25 protein-coding genes are annotated in these 20,207 nt (G+C 40.3%); 18 read left to right on the top strand and 7 right to left on the bottom strand.

Annotation, left to right across the window (positions count from 1 at the left end; translation table 11 throughout):
• The first annotated feature begins 204 nt into the window (after nt 1-204).
• Nucleotides 205-1,140, top strand: a complete 936-nt coding sequence (locus tag LJE72_RS04195) for an ABC transporter ATP-binding protein (protein ID WP_229246373.1) — start codon at nt 205-207, stop codon at nt 1,138-1,140.
• On the top strand, nt 1,115-2,308 hold the full coding sequence (locus LJE72_RS04190; protein WP_229246372.1) for an ABC transporter permease: 1,194 nt from the start codon (nt 1,115-1,117) through the stop codon (nt 2,306-2,308). The genes LJE72_RS04195 and LJE72_RS04190 overlap by 26 nt, the downstream gene beginning before the upstream one ends.
• Nucleotides 2,309-2,531: 223 nt before the next feature.
• Here the strand turns inward: LJE72_RS04190 and LJE72_RS04185 are convergent, their stop codons facing one another.
• Nucleotides 2,532-2,720, bottom strand: a complete 189-nt coding sequence (locus tag LJE72_RS04185) for a hypothetical protein (protein ID WP_229246371.1) — start codon at nt 2,718-2,720, stop codon at nt 2,532-2,534.
• Between the two features lie 290 nt (nt 2,721-3,010).
• Between LJE72_RS04185 and LJE72_RS04180 the strand changes: the two genes are divergently transcribed.
• Nucleotides 3,011-3,505, top strand: coding sequence for a hypothetical protein (locus LJE72_RS04180; RefSeq protein WP_229246370.1), 495 nt, complete (start codon nt 3,011-3,013; stop codon nt 3,503-3,505).
• A 165-nt stretch (nt 3,506-3,670) separates the two neighbouring features.
• Here the strand turns inward: LJE72_RS04180 and LJE72_RS04175 are convergent, their stop codons facing one another.
• Nucleotides 3,671-4,555 (bottom strand): SPL family radical SAM protein, encoded by an 885-nt coding sequence (locus LJE72_RS04175; protein ID WP_229246369.1) that lies wholly within the window; start codon nt 4,553-4,555, stop codon nt 3,671-3,673.
• A 310-nt stretch (nt 4,556-4,865) separates the two neighbouring features.
• On the opposite strand from LJE72_RS04175, the gene LJE72_RS04170 reads away from it, so the two are divergent.
• From LJE72_RS04170 to LJE72_RS04160, 3 genes are all read left to right on the top strand, one after another.
• Nucleotides 4,866-5,108: a type II toxin-antitoxin system HicB family antitoxin gene (locus LJE72_RS04170; RefSeq protein WP_312038892.1), complete on the top strand. Its 243-nt coding sequence runs from the start codon at nt 4,866-4,868 to the stop codon at nt 5,106-5,108.
• Between the two features lie 441 nt (nt 5,109-5,549).
• Complete coding sequence (locus LJE72_RS04165; protein WP_229246367.1) at nt 5,550-5,846, top strand: nucleotidyltransferase family protein; 297 nt, start codon at nt 5,550-5,552, stop codon at nt 5,844-5,846.
• Nucleotides 5,830-6,264 carry a HepT-like ribonuclease domain-containing protein gene (locus tag LJE72_RS04160; RefSeq protein WP_229246366.1) on the top strand — a complete coding sequence of 145 codons (435 nt, stop codon included), beginning with the start codon at nt 5,830-5,832 and terminating at the stop codon, nt 6,262-6,264. Before LJE72_RS04165 ends, LJE72_RS04160 begins: the two co-directional genes overlap by 17 nt.
• 372 nt (nt 6,265-6,636) lie before the next feature.
• On the opposite strand, the gene LJE72_RS04155 is transcribed toward LJE72_RS04160, so the two are convergent.
• Nucleotides 6,637-7,995, bottom strand: coding sequence for an IS4 family transposase (locus LJE72_RS04155; RefSeq protein ID WP_396390397.1), 1,359 nt, complete (start codon nt 7,993-7,995; stop codon nt 6,637-6,639).
• A 417-nt stretch (nt 7,996-8,412) separates the two neighbouring features.
• Between LJE72_RS04155 and LJE72_RS04150 the strand changes: the two genes are divergently transcribed.
• Entirely contained in the window at nt 8,413-10,074 is a 1,662-nt protein-coding gene (locus LJE72_RS04150) for a methyl-accepting chemotaxis protein (RefSeq protein ID WP_229246364.1), read from the top strand.
• An 87-nt stretch (nt 10,075-10,161) separates the two neighbouring features.
• On the opposite strand, the gene LJE72_RS04145 is transcribed toward LJE72_RS04150, so the two are convergent.
• Nucleotides 10,162-10,365 carry a hypothetical protein gene (locus LJE72_RS04145; RefSeq protein ID WP_229246363.1) on the bottom strand — a complete coding sequence of 68 codons (204 nt, stop codon included), beginning with the start codon at nt 10,363-10,365 and terminating at the stop codon, nt 10,162-10,164.
• A gap of 779 nt (nt 10,366-11,144) precedes the next feature.
• On the opposite strand from LJE72_RS04145, the gene LJE72_RS04140 reads away from it, so the two are divergent.
• From LJE72_RS04140 to LJE72_RS04115, 6 genes are all read left to right on the top strand, one after another.
• Nucleotides 11,145-11,549: an iron chaperone gene (locus tag LJE72_RS04140; protein WP_014904195.1), complete on the top strand. Its 405-nt coding sequence runs from the start codon at nt 11,145-11,147 to the stop codon at nt 11,547-11,549.
• A gap of 2 nt (nt 11,550-11,551) precedes the next feature.
• Nucleotides 11,552-11,755: a hypothetical protein gene (locus tag LJE72_RS04135; RefSeq protein ID WP_229246362.1), complete on the top strand. Its 204-nt coding sequence runs from the start codon at nt 11,552-11,554 to the stop codon at nt 11,753-11,755.
• Nucleotides 11,752-11,922 carry a DUF2200 family protein gene (locus LJE72_RS26005; protein ID WP_229246361.1) on the top strand — a complete coding sequence of 57 codons (171 nt, stop codon included), beginning with the start codon at nt 11,752-11,754 and terminating at the stop codon, nt 11,920-11,922. The genes LJE72_RS04135 and LJE72_RS26005 overlap by 4 nt, the downstream gene beginning before the upstream one ends.
• 319 nt (nt 11,923-12,241) lie before the next feature.
• Entirely contained in the window at nt 12,242-12,655 is a 414-nt protein-coding gene (gene arr / locus LJE72_RS26685; protein WP_396390395.1) for an NAD(+)--rifampin ADP-ribosyltransferase, read from the top strand.
• A gap of 348 nt (nt 12,656-13,003) precedes the next feature.
• Nucleotides 13,004-13,615, top strand: a complete 612-nt coding sequence (locus LJE72_RS04120; RefSeq protein WP_229246359.1) for a 3'-5' exonuclease — start codon at nt 13,004-13,006, stop codon at nt 13,613-13,615.
• A 52-nt stretch (nt 13,616-13,667) separates the two neighbouring features.
• Nucleotides 13,668-13,853 carry a plasmid pRiA4b ORF-3 family protein gene (locus tag LJE72_RS04115; protein ID WP_229246358.1) on the top strand — a complete coding sequence of 62 codons (186 nt, stop codon included), beginning with the start codon at nt 13,668-13,670 and terminating at the stop codon, nt 13,851-13,853.
• Between the two features lie 148 nt (nt 13,854-14,001).
• On the opposite strand, the gene LJE72_RS04110 is transcribed toward LJE72_RS04115, so the two are convergent.
• Nucleotides 14,002-14,220 (bottom strand): hypothetical protein, encoded by a 219-nt coding sequence (locus LJE72_RS04110; RefSeq protein ID WP_229246357.1) that lies wholly within the window; start codon nt 14,218-14,220, stop codon nt 14,002-14,004.
• Nucleotides 14,213-14,431, bottom strand: coding sequence for a helix-turn-helix domain-containing protein (locus LJE72_RS04105; RefSeq protein ID WP_229246356.1), 219 nt, complete (start codon nt 14,429-14,431; stop codon nt 14,213-14,215). Before LJE72_RS04105 ends, LJE72_RS04110 begins: the two co-directional genes overlap by 8 nt.
• A gap of 119 nt (nt 14,432-14,550) precedes the next feature.
• Here LJE72_RS04105 and LJE72_RS04100 point away from each other — a divergent pair, with 119 nt between their 5' ends.
• On the top strand, nt 14,551-14,862 hold the full coding sequence (locus tag LJE72_RS04100; protein WP_229246355.1) for a helix-turn-helix domain-containing protein: 312 nt from the start codon (nt 14,551-14,553) through the stop codon (nt 14,860-14,862).
• Between the two features lie 178 nt (nt 14,863-15,040).
• Nucleotides 15,041-15,934: an Rpn family recombination-promoting nuclease/putative transposase gene (locus tag LJE72_RS04095; RefSeq protein ID WP_229246354.1), complete on the top strand. Its 894-nt coding sequence runs from the start codon at nt 15,041-15,043 to the stop codon at nt 15,932-15,934.
• A 488-nt stretch (nt 15,935-16,422) separates the two neighbouring features.
• On the opposite strand, the gene LJE72_RS04090 is transcribed toward LJE72_RS04095, so the two are convergent.
• Nucleotides 16,423-16,791: a winged helix-turn-helix transcriptional regulator gene (locus tag LJE72_RS04090; RefSeq protein ID WP_229246353.1), complete on the bottom strand. Its 369-nt coding sequence runs from the start codon at nt 16,789-16,791 to the stop codon at nt 16,423-16,425.
• A gap of 198 nt (nt 16,792-16,989) precedes the next feature.
• On the opposite strand from LJE72_RS04090, the gene LJE72_RS04085 reads away from it, so the two are divergent.
• From LJE72_RS04085 to LJE72_RS04075, 3 genes are all read left to right on the top strand, one after another.
• Nucleotides 16,990-17,640: a flavodoxin family protein gene (locus tag LJE72_RS04085; RefSeq protein WP_229246352.1), complete on the top strand. Its 651-nt coding sequence runs from the start codon at nt 16,990-16,992 to the stop codon at nt 17,638-17,640.
• Between the two features lie 131 nt (nt 17,641-17,771).
• Nucleotides 17,772-18,587, top strand: coding sequence for a nitroreductase family protein (locus tag LJE72_RS04080; protein ID WP_229246495.1), 816 nt, complete (start codon nt 17,772-17,774; stop codon nt 18,585-18,587).
• 337 nt (nt 18,588-18,924) lie between these two features.
• Nucleotides 18,925-20,010: a DUF429 domain-containing protein gene (locus LJE72_RS04075; protein ID WP_229246351.1), complete on the top strand. Its 1,086-nt coding sequence runs from the start codon at nt 18,925-18,927 to the stop codon at nt 20,008-20,010.
• The last annotated feature ends 197 nt before the right edge of the window (nt 20,011-20,207 follow it).

Below are 20,207 nucleotides of genomic sequence, written 5' to 3'. Positions count from 1 at the left end.
GGGATGAATTCATATCTAATTAGGAGTTAGACAAGCACTGATAAGTCATGGAATGATGACTCATAGGGTATAACTAAACAAAGTTCTTAATGTCAAACGCAAACAACGTCATGCCCTCATGGAATTTGCCATAGGAGTGGAAAGGATTAAGCGCTTTGTAAGTCGCGTAGGTGCCCAAGAACTAACTAAGCTAGGAGTGCATCAATGAACAACACTTTAGACGTCAAAAACATCAACAAAACCTATAATGGGGTAAAAGTGATCAACGATATTTCCTTTGCAGTTAAAGCGGGGGAAATCATGGGTATTATGGGTCCTAATGGGGCCGGCAAGACGACTACCATTAGAATGATCATGGGCATTACTGCTCCTGATCAAGGGGAACTACATTTCTTCTTAAATGGAGAGAGCAGAAACCGAATTCCTCAAGCCAGTGTTGGATATCTACCTGAGGAAAGGGGTCTTTATAAAGAAGCCAAGGTAATGGAGATTTTACTGTTTTTATCTGGACTAAAAGGTTTAGATAAAGTCATAGCCAGAAAGAGAATCATGGAATGGTTAGAAAAATTTCAATTGGCAGACAAAGCAAACTCTAAAGTTCAACAGCTTTCCAAGGGCATGGCTCAAAAGGTTCAGTTTATCGCCTCCGTACTGCACCAACCTGCTCTGGTTGTCTTAGATGAGCCCTTTTCTGGCTTAGATCCAGTAAGTCAGGATATTTTCAAACAGGAAATTCGTCAGTTGGCGGATCAGGGCATGGCCATCTTGATATCTAGTCATCAAATGAATTTAGTCGAAGAAATCTGTAATCGAATATTTATCATTAACAAAGGGGAAAAGGTATTATATGGCCCTCTTCAGGATATCAAGGCCCAGTATGGCAGTTATCAGGTAAACATAATTGCCGAACAGGAGATTCCCGAATTAACCCAATCCCCCCTGGTTCAGAGTTTTCAGAGGCTGGGAAAGAAGTGGTCCTTAGTATTAAAGGACAATACTGCACCGGCCCAATTTTTGGCCACTATACCACCGGAAGCACCCATCGATGAACTCTCTGTGGCTAGGATATCCTTACATGATATCTTCGTAAGAATTGCCAAAGGAGGGTCCTCGGATGAAATTAACTTGGAAAATCGCTAAATGGGAATTTACAAGAAATTTTACGAACAAGCAATTCTTGATTGGCCTATTACTGACCCCTATCATTATGCTTCTCTTTGCCGGCGTGCCCCAATTGATCTCTAAGTTAGATAAACCTCAACAGGAAGTCTTTTATGTCATTGATGAAATCTCTGAGTTCGGGCAATTAGTGGAAGCTGCAACGGATACAAATCTTAAGTTTGTGCAGTATCAGGGGGAGCAAGCAGAATTAGAAGAATTAGTCCTGGAAGAAGAAGCCACGGGATATTTTATCTTGAACCAAGCCTTTCTAAAAACAGGCCAAGTCCAAGTTCACACTGCTGAAAAAAAAGTCGTGTTTAAGGAATTACAAGGCTTATTAAGTAATTTATTACAAGGACTAAGGGTTCAAGAAATAGGAATAAAACAAGAGCAGGTCGCCTACTTAACCTCACCGGCCCTTCTGTCATCAGTGCAAATTGGTGGTGAGAGCAACGGAGATCAATCCAACCGCATTGGTGTATCAATAGCCCTAGCAGGAATCGTCCTGTTTTTGATTTTCACCTCAGGTGCCATGCTTTTGCAAAGTGCCTTACAAGAAAAACAAGATCGAATGGCAGAGATCATCCTTTCCTCGGTAAGCTCGGATAACTTAATGCAAGGTAAGATTATCGGTCACTTTCTCTTGGGAATTTCCCAACTGGTGCTTTGGCTTTCTATTGGATTGCCGGCAGCTTGGTACTTTATGGATATACCCGTCTGGGCTATGATTTCTCTGGGTCAATTACCAATCTTGATATTCTTTGCCTTGACGGGTTATCTGCTATTTGCTGCGCTTTTTGTGGGGATTGGTTCAACTATGACGGATATGCAAAGTGCCAGCAATACCCAAGGCATGGTCTTTATGTTACCCATGCTAGGATTTATATTTGTTGGACCGGTGATTTCGAACCCTAATGGTCTAGCGGCTCAAATAGGTACATTTTTCCCTTTAACCAGTCCGACCATTACTATACTGCGACTTGGTTTAGCGGAGGTTCCTACCTGGGAACTTGTTGTTGCGGCAATCATCTTATTAGTGACCACATTATTGGTGATTAAAGCTGCCGCAAAATTATTTCGAGTGGGGATGCTAATGTATGGAAAATCAGCCAGTGCAGCCGAGATGTGGAAATGGATGCGCTATTAAGCATTTGCGACACTCGTTGTTATGATCATGAAAAAGAAATAACCGCCCCTCCCCAGGATCGCGGTTATTTCTTATAACTTCATTTCATTTATGGGCAGAAATTTGAAAGGAAAGACCCCTTGGTAAAGGTCTTTCCTTTCAAAACCCTGATTATTTTACTAATCCTTCATATACAGATACAAAATCATCATCAGACAGAATTTTTAATCCTTCTATTTCAATATTATGAATACCTCTTTATTCCTATCAGTTTTCTAATATCTCTTTCAGTAAGTCCTTTTTTTTGCATAGCTTCTTGAGCCATTTGTCTCATTCTATCCATAGGCGGAAGTTTAACTTGTGATTTATTAGCAGTTGAAATTGCCATGTTTTCTTCCTCCTCCTTACCGAGTTCAGAGTTTTCTTTGTCCATATCTTATCACCTTCCAAACTGTTGTTCAATATAGTATGCCCATTTTCATCCAGCTAGAAGGTGACAAAAATAGCTTGAGTAAACAGGGGGCCAATCAGATTTTAATGTGAAGAAACAACTATTGTGGGCGGCAAATGAGAGGAAATAAGTGCAGCTTGGCGAAAAAAGATAGATGAGCCAAATTTCGGGTTTTATCAGATGTTAGGTGAAGCCGGAATTCTGAGGAGGGTAATTATGAAGTTCTTTCAAAGACCTGTTTTCCGTGTAGTTGGAATAATCATCGCCTTAAAATGAAAGCCCCCAACAGGGCAGCGGTTATCCTGGACGGTAAGTATTTCAGAGGACCTCATGAGTTGGTAGAAATTGATGGAAAGTGGTATGTGACCGGGCTTTCAACTTGGCCGGATAGTCAGACGAGGAAGGATGTCTACAGGTCATGTACAAAATTTATTGATACTCAACTCAAAACCGGCCAAGCGGAGGCTCACTTTAGACAAAAAGGAATCCAGGACGATTATGCTGTCCGAACAGCGGCACTGCTGAATAAAATAGGTACTCAATCGATTAAAATTGAACTTGGAGAAATAGAGCTCTGGTCTATGAGTGAACCCCATAGGGCGGTTAACCCGGATGCCAAAGAAGCAAGAGTGAAAATGATCGTGACGCTCAATGATGGATCAACTGAAAAGCTCCAGGGTTACTTTTCAAGGGCAGATTCCGGAGATGCCTGGATATTTCAAGGGTTAGGCAAGCTTTCACCGGGTCTGTTCCCGCAAACTTATTAGAATTGGCACAAATTGGCACATGGGGATGGTTCTCTTGTGTCAAATTAGAGTGAATGGCAGAACTTGAGAAAAGGGAGAAGAAGCGTAAAGGAGGCTCAATCCATATCCCTAGCGCAGAATTACATGGGAGTTCTAAAACGACTACTTAGAGGATCTTTACGATTGCTAAAACAACCTAAGCTGATCAATGCAATAGCCTTTTTTGTATGCCCGAATAATGTCGTCCATTTTGTAAAGAATGCCAAGCCTTTCACACTCACTCTTCATCAACTGCCAGAGCTCGTTGGAGCTTGGGGAGTGACACTCGTAGGAATTACCATATTGACGAGCATATTTCTCTTTAAGATGCGGAAAAAGTTCATCAAGTTTTCGATAATACCAATCTCTTTGATTTTGTCTTAGTGTTACACCAAAAGCTGGGTAGATGAATTTAGCGCCATTCTCAGAGGCGAGACGAATAATACCGCTAATGTTCTCTGCGTTATCCTCAATAAATGGCAAGACAGGCATAAGCAGTATCCCCGCAAAAATATTGTTCTCAGCTAATTGTTTAAGCGCAGAAAAACGCTGCGAGGAAACCGCCACATTAGGCTCAATCTTTTTGCAAAGCACGTCATCACAGGTGGTAATGGTCAGCTTGATGAGAGTTGGGGAATGCTGGCGTATCTTATTTAAGATATCAATATCCCTAGTAACCAAATTACTTTTTGTAGCAATCGAAATTCCAAAACCGAAGGAGTTAATTAGTTTTAAGGCACCTCTGGTAAGTTTATACTCCTTTTCTATAGGGTTGTATGGATCACTCATGGCACCTGTACCGATTACTCCTGTTTTACGTTTTGACTTAAGATCACGGTGAATTAAGGTCAGAGCATTTTCTTTAGCTCTAACCTTATCAAAGTTTTCGACATGGTAGCATTCACTTCTGCTGTCACAATAGATACAGCCATGACTACACCCTTTATAAATGTTCATATTATAGTTGTTTCCAAACCATTTATTGTCTCCACTGTAACCTGATATAATTGTCTTCGCCGGTATGAAATCCATATATTATCCCTTTCACTATGATTATTAACAATCTGTCATTTGCAGCTTATCACCTTAGATTATTATATCTCGAAAATATGACAACTGTCTGTCATATTCAACATGTCTCAAGGTGCAGGATACGAAAGCGGCGGTACCCATAGCCTGCTTGCCGAGATTATTAACTGATCATTCTATTAAAATATGCTTCATCCACGATGCTAACGGGAGGTGCAGCTTGCTAAGTTATCAACGGTCAAAATATGCAACTAATATTTAGTTGCATATTTTGACCGTGCACGATGAGCAAAAGAGATAAACTTATAGGCAGATTGCTGAAGGCAGTAGTGTCAGTGAACTAAAGTCAGCATTTGAAGAAGCGGTTGAGGATTATCTTGAACTGTGCAATTTGAACGGTAAAGAACCTGAAAAGATGTATAAAGGTAGCTTTAATGTAAGAATAACCCCTGAGCTTCATAAACAAGCAGCACAAAGGGCATTGATAGAGGGCAAATCATTGAATCAGTATGTTGAAGAAGCGATAGAAAAGTATTCAGCAAAAGAACAAAAATGAAGAAGAACCGTTGAAGCATTTAAGTATTCCTCAAAATATAAGCTAGTTGCTGAATTTATGATTCAGGTCTTTAACAAAGCGGGAATTCCTTCAGAACAACACGGCCTACTAAGGGGAATTAGAGGATTTTGATCATCAGGCACAAATACCGACCCTGGCTAGATTGCGGTTAGTTCTTATAACTAATAATTCGGGCTAACCGCTTGGTTAGGCAATGGAATGAAAAACAAAACAGTCCGCCTCCCTCCAATTCACCGCCGGGGCTGTATATTGATGTGATGATTAAAACCAAGAAAAGCACATTGACGGGACAATTTCAGCATGCTATGCTGAGAATACCAATAATTGGAGACGGAAATTGCCAAGTTAATAGTTAAGTTTTTAATTAGCCAAAGATATTAAACAAAAAGTCTTAGATAATGACATGAGGATGTGATCTGAATGCCTGGGCAAAATCATCAGATATCTGAATTAGAAAGTATTATGCTTCGAAATAATCTATTTAAGAAATTCAAATTGAGCAAATTGGGAGTATTCGGTTCTACGGCAAGAGGAGAAATGTCTAATGACATAGACATCCTCATTGAGGACAATGTTGATTACCGATCACTGTCAGTCTTTAGAGATGAGCTCCAAAAACTTACAAATAAGCGCATAGATATTGTAATTGAAAAGTATGCCAATCCCATAGTGCTGAATAGAGCAAAAAAGGAGATTATCTATGTTACCGAGCATTAAGAACGACCTCATGTATCTGCTAAACATACTTGAGTGCATCGAGAAAATCATACTGTATTCCGCAGATTGTGCCGATGCTGAAGACTTCTTGGAAAAGAACGAGCAGATGAATTTCAACGCCACTCTAAATCTTTTGACGAACATCGGTGAGAATGTTGGAAAAATCAGCAAAGAGCTTAAAAAGATATATTCGGATGTAGATTGGCCGTTGATAAAAAGCTTCAGGAATCGGGTAGTTCATGACTATATTAATATTGATACTTTTATGGTATTTGATATTGTCACAAATGATCTCAAAATGCTTAGGGGTACGATTATGAATATTGTGGGGATAGAACTGGATAAGGGCAGTTTCGATACAGAGGAATACGAGGCCGCTAAGAAGAGTTTCTATTATCGGCATATTAAGTTTAATTAAATAAGTATGAGAAATGGCTTTATCGGCGGATTAAAAAGATTGAGTCGCGATACTGAATGCCAGCAACTGTTATATCGGAATCGGGATTGCGGATAGTCTAAACGGAAAAGTTTTTGTGCAAATGAATATTGGAGAGCAAAACAAAGTACTCCGAGCTATTTGACTAGGCCCGGAGTACTTTGCTTTGCTAAGATCACCGATGTAAAATGTAAAATCCCAGACCAATCTGGGACTATTAAGATTAAAACATTCTATATAAAATATGCATCATCCGAATTTTTATCCATGAGTTATTAGATGATTGTGACTTATATCACAGTAAAAATATCACAACTATCACGATAAATCTTTTAATTTTGATCTAAACTTAACTCAACTTTCGCAGCTCCAATCAGTAAGATAAACCCTGATATAGGCGGGCAGAGCCATGATCCATTGTTGGAGTTGACTTTTAATTAACTTAGATAATTTCTTTCCAGCTTTCTCTGAAACATCATTAAGAATATCCAATAACTGTTGAAGTGCAACCGCCCAATCCAGTTCGCTAACCTCATCACATAGTAGCGAAAATAGGCCTCCCAGCGTCCGGTCATCGGTATTTTGTCGATGCTGCCAAGCGAGAAGAATATATCGAGAATAAACGATGGTTGTATGACCAATTAACAGGTCATAGGAACGACCCTGAAATTCCTTTTGTAGCTTAAGTAACGATTTTGTGCATTTGAAAAAGGTTTCTATATCCCATCTCATACTGTAAATCCGAATGATTTCCTCTTCCGTTAAAGTGAGATCGGTACATAGGATCGCTAACCATTCATTCTTATTGGTTCGATGACGGACAAATACTACAATCATAGGTATCCCTGGTACCATCTGAGTGCGGATAGAACGGAGAATTCCTTTGGCTTTCCCATGAACTGGCGTTGCGGCACTATAAAGTTCTTTAAGAGATAGCTTCTTTCCCTTCACTAAGTAACGCTGATTCGTGGATTTAACCATACCGATGACATCCAAGCCACGCTGAGTAATTGCGCCAATCAAGGGAGCATAGGTAAACCAGCTATCCATTAAAACATAAGAAGCCGTCATTCCAGCTGCTAAAGCACGATCAATCATCAACGGAATTAATTCAGGGGCATGTCTTAACGCTTCAGAACGCCGTTTATAACCCGACGTACGTTTGTCAATTTTCTCGGAAATCCCATTGATCTGTGATTTATTCGAGCTAAGCAAGGAAAAATCCACTGGAAGGAACGTATGTCCATCAGACCACCCCAACGTAAGCATGCGAAAACCTAGATAGTGACTACGCTTCGCATGATCCCAAAACCTAGCGAGAAGCTCGACAGCTTTACTCCGATTTCTCTCGTACATAGAATCATCCACAATAAAAGCGGTTACGCGATGATTGGAGGTTAAAGAAGAAACTTTTTTAGCCGTTTCCGCACTTAAAGCAGTTAGGAAACGACGCCAGGCGTATCCTGGATGGTTTAAAAAACGATAAACGGCATCCTTGCCAGGGAATAGCTCACCTCGCTCAGTTTCAAGAAGACGAAACCAGTTTTTGTGGTGGAAAATCAAAACGAAGATGATTTGAAAGAGGTAGGTACAACTGAAGCCAAATCGTTTTTTAAAACCAGCGTTTCTTAGATGTTGTAGAACTTTTAATTCTTTAAATGCGGGTTGAATTTCTTTAGGTAGTTGATTTTTCTGTTCCTTTTGAGCTATCATTATCATATAGAAGACACCTTTCTTTCTATTTGGTAGTGGGTTCTGGACAAATTCACTATACCAAAGAAATGAGGTGTTTTCTATTGTCAATGAGCATATTGATGGAGAACTTTTCCCTTTAATACCAAGGTTCTACTCAACTTTCGCTCTGCGAAAGTTGAGAACTTAACTTATCACCAGAGAAATAATTTTATATAGGAAGGAAAACAAGAAATGAGTATGTTGGTTTACAATAAAATCAAGTTTTAGCTTGCTGATAAAGTAGTAGATACCGTTGAATTTGGAGGCAATTGTGGTTAAGGCTGCTCTGAATGTAGTACATAATGGCGCGTTTTCCTTCGATTAACTATGAGTCGTTTGGAGGTTTTACATTAGCCGTAAAAAACAATGGATGATAATGCAGGATGATGTGAAGGGATGATAAAATTGAAACTCAAGACTAAACTGTTATTAGTGTTTTCTATTATGGTTTTTCTATCAATTGCAACCGTTGGATTGAATTTAATCACCTACAAATCATTAGACAGTGATGCTGTCTTTATAAACAGCGCCGGAAAATTGAGAGCAAATAGCTACAGAATGGCATTCCTTTCAGAACGAATTATTATTGGTGGGGTTGATCAACAAACAGAGAGTAAAGAGTTACTGGAAAGGGTTGCGTTCTTTGATAACTTGATTAAGTCATTGATCAATGGGGATGAAGCTCTTGGACTAAAGAAACTAGACCAGCCAGAAATGCTGGAGAAATTGCAAGCCATTGAAGGCAAATGGAGTAATCAATACAAAACAGCCTATGAAGTGATAGCCAGGGATGGAAATAAACAAGGACTAAGTAGTATTGAGGATTCAGTGGATAGCTTTGTCGCTGAAGTTGACCAACTTGTTGGTGCATATTCGACCCTATCCCAGAGTAAAGTAACCAATGCAAAAGTTTTTAGCAATATTATGCTCTTAATCACGGTATTCTTCGGAATATTCGGTGTGCTTATGGTTAGGGCACAAGTAATACGTCCAATTGAACGTCTATCCATGGAAATGAAAGGTATTTCTTCCGGAGACGGTGATTTAACGACGATGATCAAAATTGTAAGACAGGATGAACTTGGTGAATTGATCCTGCATTTCAACAACTTCTTAGCTAGCATTAGGGAGATAGTCATTAAGATATCAAAGTCCTCCGATGTGCTTAGTAACTCGATGCAGGGTATTTCCGGTACTAGCTATGAACTGTCAAAGTCCACAGAAATGATTGCCAATGCCGTAATGGAAGTTTCTAACGGCAGCGTAGAGCAAACTGAAATGATAGGCAGTCTCAATGCTTTGGTGGAACAGATGAATGATGATGTGGGAAAGGTGCTTTATAAGGCTGAGAAACTGCTGCAGGGATCGGCAAGTTCTAAATCTTCTGCGGGAGAAGGAAATCAACTTCTGGAGCTTCAATCAAGAGACTTAACGAAAGTTGTTTCGAGCTTAGCAGATGCAAATACATCAGTAAAAAGGCTTGAAGGCTATTCCAATGATATTAAAGGTATTTTAGAGATAATCAATAACATATCTAGTCAAACTAATTTACTGGCGTTGAATGCCGCAATAGAGGCGGCTCGTGCTGGTGAGTCCGGAAGAGGATTCGCTGTAGTTGCAGGAGAAATAAGAAAACTAGCAGAGGGTACAAGTCAAGCTACAGTTCAAATATCCGAAATTATAACCAATATCACCGGACAAACAGTCATGGTAAGAGATAACATGGCACAAATGGCTGAGAGTATTGAAAGTCAGTCTCAAAGCATGGATGTTGTGATGAGTAAATTAAGTGAAATAGTTAGCAAAGCTGAAACTACTTATACAGATGCCAAAGAAATTGAGTCCATTAATTTGGCAGTAAAAAAACAATTCGGAACAATTGCAAATTCGGCGAGTAAGATTTCCGAAGTTGTGACGAATAACTCCAGCAACACCCAAAACGTTGCGGCTGCGGTACAAGAACAGACAGCTTCTTTCGAAGAGGTAAGTGCGAATATGAGTGCATTGAATGATCTTTCGAGTGATCTTAAGCTTGTCGTTGGACGTTTCAAAATTTAATAATGGGTCATTGGGAACGGAGGGAATAAGAAAAGACCCCCAGTGCAGGGGGTCTTACTGTGAATATGTTCGATTTTACTCAACCTCTTATTCTCCCTCGTTTACAATATACCTGTGGTCTTCATTCTTTCTATCGAACAGAAATTTTCCATCTTTAATTGTTACTGGGCAAACAGAGATTTCCATTAGTTTTTGTGGTGATAGTGACGTTTTTCTATATTCCTGGTCTTTTACAGCACCGTTCATGTTCTCGTCCTCCTCGTTTGACGGCTTCTCATCCTCTTTGTCCAAATCATATCACCTTCCGAGTGCCCTAATAATTATAATAACAATTCTTAGTGCTATTCCAAAAGTAACTATAAAAAGGATAATAACTATGTATGGATTGTATTTATTCATTAGTAAAGTAAAGTATTGAGCAAGAAAAACATACAAATAAATGAATATCGCACCTAAAGCCATCGTCCTAAAAAAAGATTTCATCAAAATCACCCATAACCATTATAGACAAATAGAAGGGGTAAATCACCCCTTCTAAGCCACTTTCAAAATTTTACTTTGCGTTATATGTTTATCCCTTTAGGTTCATCCGCTTTCGTAGGGGCAGCCAACTTGTCTAATTGTCTGAGATTCAAGAGCTCATCGATGAGAATCGCTTGAGGGATGAATGGACCTATGCCAATGAATCTATGAAATTCATAAGTCCGGCATTATATATTTTGCTCCTATCATAGTGGAATACTATAAAGATTGTAGAAAAAAATAAGAATGCTATTAGGAAACAGAATTCCAAGTAGTGTCAAAAGCTGGGTGAGATAATTGGTGAAATTACAAGAAACAGAATCACTCCATATAACAGATATTTGACTGATCGAAACAAGATAAATGGATTGAGGAAAAAGAGTGCGCACACAGGCCTATTAGGAAAAAGTGAAGGTAGATAAAATAAGGAGATATATTTTATACAAAAAATTTGCTGAATAAGCTTATTTGATTCGGAAAAAACTGTGATCAATATTATCCGGTTGATACATTTTTTGTGTGACACAATAACAAGGAGCGTGGGTGAAATGTGGAAATGCCCTAAGTGCGGCCGTGAGTTCAAAAACAAGGAACAAGATCACTTTTGCGTGAAACCGAACAGCATTGACGAATATATCGCCGCACAACCGGAAGATGTGCAATCTCTGATGCAAAGTATCCGCGGAACCATCCGCGCAGCCGCACCGGAAGCCACAGAGAAAATCTCTTGGCAGATGCCGACGTTCTGGCAGGGTGAGAACCTCATCCACTTTGCTGCGTTCAAAAAACACATCGGGTTGTACCCCGGCGGCGAAGCCACATCCGAGTTCGCGGAGCGGCTCGCAGGTTATAAGACTTCCAAGGGAGCGATTCAGTTTCCGCTTGGTAAGCCGATAGATTATGAACTCATCACCGACATCGTGCGGTGGAGGGTAAAACAAGCGGAGGGTTGAATATGCCAGACTTTACATCCGAAGAGTTGAGCGAAGCGCATCGCGCCTTGCTGTCCACGCTCCACAAGTGCGAGAAGATAGATGCAACGAAACTGGGCAAGTCACAGCAAACTCTTCTTGAACGACGAATCGCCGCCCTGAAGGTTGCACTGACGCTGATCGAGAAGGAACATGGCCAAAAAGAGCAGGGAGAGAAAATGCTGTGAAACCGAGAATATTTACGACTACTTTTCCAAAAGTCTACCCCCTAATCGTCCAAAAGGCGGAGCGCAAAGGGCATGCCAATGGGGAAGATTTTGAGAAGTTGAATTTCTGGTATACTCATAATAACAATCAATTAATTTGGAGGTGGTTAGATGAATATAAAATTTGATCCAAATAACGTCGTTATTAAACTCTGTATGAGTGGGATGAGTTTGGAAGATGGTGGAAACATTGAAGATGCAATCATGATGTTTCATAAAGCATGGCACGAAGCAACAGACGACTATGAAAGATTTATAGCAGCTTATCATTTAGCTCGTCAACAAAAGAGTATTACAGACAAATTGAAATGGATGGAAACATCTTTACAGTGTGCACTAAATATCAATGATGAAAATGTTAAGAGTGCATACTCAACTTTATATTTATACATTGCCAAATGTTATGAGGAGTTGTGTGATTCATATAATGCAAAAAGAAATTATGAATTGTCCAATTCATATAAAGGTGCACCTTCTGATGAAGGACCATTTTATCATGGGACAAAGGCAGATTTGCAGGTTGGTGATTTGCTGACAGCGGGTGGAAATTCAAATTACAAACCTGGGCTTATAATGAATCACATTTATTTCACTGCTAATATCAATGGCGCAGGACTGGCATCAGCATTAGCGAATGGAGATGGAAGAGAACGCGTTTATATAATAGAACCAACGGGTGAATTTGAAAACGACCCAAATGTTACTGACAAAAAATTTCCTGGTAACTTAACACGTTCTTATCGCTCACAAGAACCTTTAAGAATTATTGGTGAAGAAACAGAGTGGGCGAAACTGACAACTACGGAGCGACGCGAATGGCGCGAAAATTTAGCTAAACACAAGGGCAAAATTATTAACTGAACATATTTCATATGAGTGACACTCATTGTTATGATCATTAGGCAGAAATAACCGCCCCTGGCTAGGATTGCGGTTATTTCTTATAACTTATAATTCGGGCTAACCGCTTGGTTAGACAATCTGCTGGGCTGACGTGCGTACAACACGTCAGTTCTTTTGTTTTGCCAACTTTTCTAAGGTTATTTCCAAGTCATTAATTATACATTTTGTAAGAATAGCAATAACTGCAGCAGGGTTTAGCAGAAAAAAGCAGAAATTACCTATGAGTAAACAGTGCTAGAAACTGTGCAAAAGACAATTTTCTGATTGGCTTGCTCAAAGAATGCAGAGAAATGGGGGGAACGTTCAATGAGAGCCGTGTGTATAGATTTTGAAACTGCGAACGGATTTATTGGCAGCGCCTGCTCGGTTGGAATTGCAGTTCTAGAAGAAGGACAGATTGTCGATACTAATTATTGGCTGATAAAACCACATCCCCGGTATAGTTACTTTGACCCTTTGAATGTCTCAATCCATGGAATTAAAGCGCAAGATGTCAAGGACGCTCCGGAATTCGATTTCATTTATGGGCAGATTAGCCCTCTCTTTGATAATGCCTATGTTATTGCGCACAACGCTTCCTTTGATATGTCGGTGTTGCGTCATGTTTTGGACTTATATGAAATCCCATATCCTGAAATAGACTATTTATGTACTTATAAAACGGCACTTAAGACGTGGAGTGGCTTAGATAACTATAAACTTGATACGGTTTGCAGATTTCTAAACCATGATTTTGCCCATCATAACGCCTTAGAAGATGCCATTGCCTGTGGTAATGTTCTATTATCAGCCTTATCTGCCAGAGGAGTGACCACAATAAAGGAGCTCGCGGCTCTTGTGGGAATGAGGCTTGGTAAATTGTACGCAGGAGGTTATAACCCATGCAGCATAGCGAAGCGAACGTCTAAAAAGGCATAAAATCTCGTCTAATTAGATATAGAATTAAGTTCTTGGACTTAGGAGGGAAAAAATGCAAATATGCGCACCACCGGAAGATGTGGGGGGGATTCCGGGATTCATGGAATTTTTAAAAAGCATGGCAGATCCGAACCATGCTGACTATAAAACGATGCAGAAGTGGGCTCAGAGCCAATGGTATAGAAACTTTGATATTGGATTAATCAATAAAAGATTAGAGAATATCTTGCGTGTATAGTGATGTTAGTTGAGTACTGCCCGGATCGGCGATGAGACAACGTACCAATGACTAATTACTTTAAAGGTATATCCATAGATTGTAAATATCGACGAAGCAAAGCATGTCCGGAATGACAACGTTGTCGTTTCTGGGGCATGCTTATTTTCTAATGATCTGATGTAATCTCAACAAGACGGATTTTAATACCTAACTCCAGGAAATAGAAGCCCATACCTCGAGAAAGCTCTGCGTTAGCCCCCCTTGCCTGCATATATGCGACTCCCAGCTTCCATAAATCATGGGAGCTATGTTCGGCTAAAAACGAATAGCGCTTACGGACATATTCATAGCCAATCTCAAAATCACTGAGGTCTTGTCTAGACATCGTTTTCCTCCGGCTTTTCAGGGTATTGTTCTCCGATCAGTTCGGCAATACTAACACCGAGGGCGGCAGCGAGTTTCTTAAGTATTGGGTAGGTGGGCTGTTTCTTGTTGGCTTCCAGCTCGGAAATATAGGTTTGGGAAACCTGTGATCGTCTGGAAAGCTCAGCCTGAGACAATTTTAGTTTTGTTCGTAAAAAGTTAAGGTTCTTCATAAAGGCACATCCTTTTGACAATAATTATAATTGCCTTTGCGATACTTTACAACCGCTTAAGCGAGCTATTGGCAGGCTTTTTTATTTGTTATAATTGCTTTAGCGATAGGAGTGAAATAATGGGAATAGATTATGGCGCTAAATTTTTGGAATTACGAAAGAAGAATAAATTAAGTCAAAAAGATTTGGCCGGTATTGCAGAAATTGGTCAAACTACGATTAGCGATATAGAATCTGGAAAGAAATCACCCAACGCTGTTACTATTGAAAAGATCTGTTCGGCTCTCAATGTCACCCTCACAGAATTTTTCGCTGAAGAACGCCCGGAGCTGGAACCGGAACTTCGTCGTCTGGTAGAAACAGCAAGAAAACTTTCACCGGAACAAATCGACCGTCTTCAGAAGTTGCTGGAGTCTATGAGTAAGGATTGATCTTTAATAATCTTTATCCGAGCATAGAAAGTGAAGTAACGCGAGATAGCTTTATTTATCTCTTGTTAGCCTTTTATAATCGCTATAAATTAGTGAGAAGTGCCAGGTTACAGATAATATGCGAATTCCCCATATTATGGTATGATTAGTGTATAGGGAAGTATGGGGAGAATGTTTTATGAGACAGTTAATCGACCTGAAGATCGATTATGCATTTAAGCTTATCTTTGGCAAACCGGGTAATGAGCCAATTCTTATGGCCTTCCTAAATGCTGCGCTTAAACTTCCATACGACAATCAGATTAAGTCAGTTTTATTATTAAATACGGAGCTGGACAAAGAATATAAAGACGATAAAAAGTCTGTACTGGATATCAGAGCAGTGACTGACGAAGGAATTCAAGTTAATATTGAAATTCAACTTGCCAACCGGCATGATATGGACAAACGGACTCTTTTCTACTGGGCCAAAATGTATACTCGTCAAATGCGGGAAGGAATGGCCTATCTAGAGCTGGCAAAGACCATTACCATCAATATCTTGGATTTCAGATATATTAATCAGACGAGAAGCTACCATAGTGTCTTTAGACTTTTCGAAGTTGAAGAGGGCTTTGAGCTAACCGAGGCCCTGGAAATCCATTTCATGGAACTTCCAAAGCTCCTGGTCAAGTGGAGAGAGGGACTGGTTAGTCCTAGGGAAGATGCCTTAGTGCGGTGGTTATTTCTTTTGGAAGGTTCAGAGAATGAAGAAATCTATAAAATCTTGGAGGAGATCGCTATGAAAGATCCTGTCTTGAATCAAGCCATCGAAGAATGGGAAAAATCCAGTGATGATCCAAGAATCCGGGAAATTTACTGGTCAAGGCAAAAAGCAATCCTCGATGAGAAGGCAGCGATAAGAGAAGCAGAACTGAGACTGAGAGAAGCAATAAAGGAAGGTAAAGAAGAAGGCAAAAAAGAAAATAAACTTGAAGTAGCCCAAAAAATGTTAAATAGGGGAATGGATATTCAAGTAATCTCTGAAATTGTAGGAATATCCGAGGAAGAGATAAAGAACTTAAAACGATGAGTAATGTATTGAAATAAATAAATTTGGCTCTCCTGATGCTGAAATGCGGCACCAGGAGGGCCTCATCATTTTAAGCATTTTGCACGCCAGAACAAATCGACTATCTTCAGAAGTTACTGGAATCGCTTAGTAAAGATTGATTTTTGGGCTTTTAGAGTACCTATAGGGTACCCTTTTATAGTTTAATCTATCGAGAGTAGTCGGCGGAACATGCTTACGGTCGTCCATTGCGTAAAACTCGTAAATTTGAGTTCCTCCAAAGAAAAAAGATGTCGACGATTTCAAGCGTCGGCATCTTTTAGAATTTCACTCATCCTGCGGCTGCTTAGGAAACTAAATTTTTACTGCTTGGTCAGGGCACTGGTGATATTGGCTTTACCCTCTGTAAAGTCAAATTTCATGACCTGCCCCACCAGTCTGTCGCAAAGGGCTTTAAACTGTCCACGTACATGACCTGAATAGCTTCTCTTATGCAGGCGTCTAAATGCTTAAGAGTTCCCCGGTTCGGTTTCCTGTGCTATTTCGCAATTAATTTCCAGCTGCTTGTTTACCCACTCATCAAGATCCTTTAAAATAGGAAGCAAACTTTTGCCGTTGTCCGTTAAGGAATATTCCACCCGAGGCGGCATTTCCAGGTATTGAACACGCTTGATTATTTTGTAATGCTCTAATTCCTGCAGGCAGTTACTTAGGGACATATTTGTAATTCCGGCTAATTCTCTTTTTAACTCATTAAAACGCAGGACGTCTTTTTTGCTTAAGGTACATAGTATGGGCAATTTCCATTTGCTGCCGAGTACTTGCAACAAATATTGAACAGGGGTAGTTAACGGCTTATCACTTCGGTTATTTCCCATCTATCCAACCCCTTTAGTAAATAAAATATACTTAGTAAAAAATAATATACTTAGTCAAAATAATTTGCGTACTTGTATAGTTTTGACCAAGTACTATAATTATAGCTGAATTAAGGTAACGAAAATAGCTGTGCAAAATGTGTTTCTAAAAGTTAAGCAGTACTTAAAAATTCAACATCATTGAGGGAGAGAACTATAGTGAAGATTATTGCTCTTAACGGCAGCCCGCGAAAAACCTGGAATACAGCAACCTTGCTGAACAAAGCTCTTGAAGGGGCTGCTTCCCAAGGAGCTGAAACTGAATTGATTCATCTCAATGATTTGAATTTCAAAGGGTGCATCAGCTGCTTTGCGTGTAAACGAAAAGACGGGCAGCATGGAAAATGCGCCATGAAGGATGATTTAACAGAGATACTGAAAAAATTAGAAACAGTTGATGGGATCATTTTTGGTTCACCGATTTACTATATGAGCATTACAGCCAGTATGAGGGCACTTTTAGAGCGATTCTTGTTTTCCCATAGCATCTACAATCCGGAAATACTAACAGTGTACCCCAGGAAAATCCCAGCTGGGTTTATCTATACAATGAACGCATCAGAAAAACAAATCGAGCAATTTGGGCTTAAGCAAAGTTTAAATTTACATGAAATGATGATTGCCAAAACCATTGGAAATCCGCTTACAACTCTATACAGCTATGATACTTATCAATTTTCTGATTATGAAAACTATGAATCAGGGATGTTCTCTGAAGAGGCTAAGGCAAAACAGAAAGCTGAACAATTTCCCCTTGACTGTCAAAAGGCTTGGGAAATGGGAATCAGGCTGGCATCCACTGAGATCTAACCACAGGGGGACTCACCAAATTACTCAGGATGAAAGGGAGACAAGAGCTTCCACATCAATATATCGGTAAGCATATGAAGAATTTGCATAAGTCCGGAAAAGAGAGAAGTAGGAGTGATGAATGTATGAGTATGGATCTGATTCAAGTTAGCCAGGAAAAATGTATCCGCTGTGGAATCTGTGCAGAAATCTGTCCCACAGGAAGTATCATTACCGAAAACCAAATCCCCCAGGCCACAGAACGGAATTGTATTGCCTGTGGACACTGCGTAGCAGTATGTCCGGTGGCGGCAATAGATAACGTGAAGGCACCGCTGGCCAAACAGTTGCCTCTTGAAAATGTACCTGTCCTTGACGCTGACACTGCAGCCCGCTTTCTCCGCTCCCGACGGTCTATTCGTCGCTACAAAGAAAATCCCGTACCCCGGGAAAAAATAGTGCAGCTCCTCGACATGGCGCGTTTGGCTCCAAGCGGAGGCAACACTCAGGGTGTTTCTTATCTTGTCATTGATAACCCTGAAATACTAGGCAAAATAACGGCTGCTACAGTTGATTGGATGGAAGAACAATTAAAAAAGGGTTCTGCATGGGCACAGTATTATAGCAGAGTGGTGGACACTTATCGCCAAACCGGTCAAGATGTCATATTACGAAACGCTCCCTGTCTGATTGTGGCTATGACTGCAAAGGACTTCCACCCCCGAGGACGGGATAATACCCATTTTTCCCTGGCCTACGCTGAGCTCTACGCCCCGGCTATTGAATTGGGAACATGTTGGGCGGGATTCTTTGAAGGGTGCGCCTCTGCCAATTATCAGCCCTTGCTGAGTATCTTGAACCTGCCGGAAAACATGGTTGTCACCGGTGGATTGTTAGTAGGTTTTCCAAAGTATACTTATAAACGATTAGTGGACAGAAAACCCTTGCAAGTGTCGTGGTGGGGCTAAAGCAGCCCATATTCCGGTGAAAGTCTTCAAAATTGACCTCAACATGCAAAACACCAGAACAAATCGACTATCTCCAGAAGTTACTGGAATCGCTTAGTAAAGATTGATTTTTTAGCTTTTAGGGTACCTATAGGGTACCCTTTTATAGTTTAATCTATCGAGAGTAGTCATGCTTGTTCGAAAATGCACGCCCCTTGCTATTGTTTTTAAAATATTTGGTGATTGGTGGAAGGAAAAGCAGGAAGTTCGGCGAAAAAGAAAAGTATGCGTCAAATGTTGTCCAAAAGACTGTTCGCTTGAAAATTGACTTAATGCCAAAGACTTTGGGGGTTAAACAATGCGTTATATCGGAATCGACTTAGCATGGACCTATGCCAATGAATCGGGAATTTGTGTGATCGCTGACAATGGAGAAATCGTCTATAGTGAGTCCCAGGTTTTCAGCGACGAAATGATTGCGGACATCGTTGCAGAACATGCCCGGGAAGGAGCCATCGTGGGGATTGATGCTCCCTTAATCGTGAATAACGAAACAGGTTCCAGATACTGTGACGGAGCTATTATGAGAGAGAAAATTCATGGTAAAAATCTGTCCGTTTTCACCTGCAGTAAAAGCTTCATGCTCAACCACTTCGGAGTAGTTCGAGGAGAAGAGGTCGTCAAAGCCATTCGAAAGCGGATGCCGGCTTTTGCTCTTACAGGTGACTTAACCAATAAAAAGCACGTGATTATCGAAACCTTTCCCACGGGAATAACTTTAGGCCTTTTTCCCGATGCTTTTCCCATTAAATATAAAATCAAACATAAGATCAAATTTGAAACAACTAAAACGGAGATGGGTCGGATGGTTAACCTTTTAAAGAGGTTGAGTGATTTCAATCTCCCCGTCCATAATATAGAAGATTTCTTCAATCATTCATTGAGCATTCAAGCTATGTCTAAGAAGGGGTTTAAGAACCTTGAGGACAAGCTGGATGCTTTTTTATGTGCTTACGCCTCCTACTGGCTGGCCAATTATAAAGGGAAGGTTTTCGGTGATGATCGGGATGGGTTCATTACCATTCCTGTAATAGACGAGAATGAAGTCCGTGACGGCAAATCAGAGAAGGTAAAAGTCTACAATAAACTGATTCGCGACAAGATACCCCAGATCATCGAAGACAGCGGTAAGAAAGCTATTATTGAAAAGGTTTCAGACCCAGAGTACCTGGATTTATTAAACGCCAAGTTAGGGGAAGAGCTTCAGAAGTACCTGGACAGCCAAAGGGTTGAAGAACTGGCGGATTTAGTGGAAGTGGTCTACGCCATCTTGGAGTATAAAGAGGTTTCTCGGCAGGAATTTGAGGATGTCAGAAAGCAAAAGGTCGAGGAGAGAGGCGCTTTCCGGGATACGCTCCTGCTTAAAGAAGTAAGCGACAGTTGAGGGGTTGAAGGGAATTGACAGAAAAGATCAAGCAGAAGGGCAGCCTGGAACTCCCTGGTTCATCTCAGGTAATTCCGTATAAAGAGGTTTTAGAAAACTAGTTGTGCTCTAAAATAAACTTCTTCTATAATAAAATTCTTTGGAATTAATGGGATAATATAAACTTAATAGCAGGACTTAATAAAATAATGCAGAAT

The organism is Desulfosporosinus shakirovi, assembly GCF_020595055.1.
Lineage (GTDB): Bacteria > Bacillota > Desulfitobacteriia > Desulfitobacteriales > Desulfitobacteriaceae > Desulfosporosinus > Desulfosporosinus shakirovi.
This window is presented reverse-complemented; position numbering and strand designations above follow the sequence as displayed.

Bases quoted from the DNA above. Each gene is read 5' to 3' on its own strand.
- LJE72_RS04175 (WP_229246369.1), bottom strand. From the start codon at position 4,555: ATGGATTTCATACCGGCGAAGACAATTATATCAGGTTACAGTGGAGAC.
- LJE72_RS04150 (WP_229246364.1), top strand. From the start codon at position 8,413: ATGATAAAATTGAAACTCAAGACTAAACTGTTATTAGTGTTTTCTATT.
- LJE72_RS04110 (WP_229246357.1), bottom strand. From the start codon at position 14,220: ATGTCTAGACAAGACCTCAGTGATTTTGAGATTGGCTATGAATATGTC.
- LJE72_RS04195 (WP_229246373.1), top strand. From the start codon at position 205: ATGAACAACACTTTAGACGTCAAAAACATCAACAAAACCTATAATGGG.
- LJE72_RS04135 (WP_229246362.1), top strand. From the start codon at position 11,552: ATGCCAGACTTTACATCCGAAGAGTTGAGCGAAGCGCATCGCGCCTTG.
- LJE72_RS04165 (WP_229246367.1), top strand. From the start codon at position 5,550: ATGCCTGGGCAAAATCATCAGATATCTGAATTAGAAAGTATTATGCTT.
- LJE72_RS04120 (WP_229246359.1), top strand. From the start codon at position 13,004: ATGAGAGCCGTGTGTATAGATTTTGAAACTGCGAACGGATTTATTGGC.
- LJE72_RS04090 (WP_229246353.1), bottom strand. From the start codon at position 16,791: ATGGGAAATAACCGAAGTGATAAGCCGTTAACTACCCCTGTTCAATAT.
- LJE72_RS04180 (WP_229246370.1), top strand. From the start codon at position 3,011: ATGAAAGCCCCCAACAGGGCAGCGGTTATCCTGGACGGTAAGTATTTC.
- LJE72_RS04095 (WP_229246354.1), top strand. From the start codon at position 15,041: ATGAGACAGTTAATCGACCTGAAGATCGATTATGCATTTAAGCTTATC.
- LJE72_RS04080 (WP_229246495.1), top strand. From the start codon at position 17,772: ATGGATCTGATTCAAGTTAGCCAGGAAAAATGTATCCGCTGTGGAATC.
- LJE72_RS04190 (WP_229246372.1), top strand. From the start codon at position 1,115: ATGAAATTAACTTGGAAAATCGCTAAATGGGAATTTACAAGAAATTTT.
- LJE72_RS04155 (WP_396390397.1), bottom strand. From the start codon at position 7,995: ATGATAGCTCAAAAGGAACAGAAAAATCAACTACCTAAAGAAATTCAA.
- LJE72_RS04140 (WP_014904195.1), top strand. From the start codon at position 11,145: ATGTGGAAATGCCCTAAGTGCGGCCGTGAGTTCAAAAACAAGGAACAA.
- LJE72_RS04105 (WP_229246356.1), bottom strand. From the start codon at position 14,431: ATGAAGAACCTTAACTTTTTACGAACAAAACTAAAATTGTCTCAGGCT.
- LJE72_RS04115 (WP_229246358.1), top strand. From the start codon at position 13,668: ATGCAAATATGCGCACCACCGGAAGATGTGGGGGGGATTCCGGGATTC.
- LJE72_RS04075 (WP_229246351.1), top strand. From the start codon at position 18,925: ATGCGTTATATCGGAATCGACTTAGCATGGACCTATGCCAATGAATCG.
- LJE72_RS04185 (WP_229246371.1), bottom strand. From the start codon at position 2,720: ATGGACAAAGAAAACTCTGAACTCGGTAAGGAGGAGGAAGAAAACATG.
- LJE72_RS04100 (WP_229246355.1), top strand. From the start codon at position 14,551: ATGGGAATAGATTATGGCGCTAAATTTTTGGAATTACGAAAGAAGAAT.
- LJE72_RS04160 (WP_229246366.1), top strand. From the start codon at position 5,830: ATGTTACCGAGCATTAAGAACGACCTCATGTATCTGCTAAACATACTT.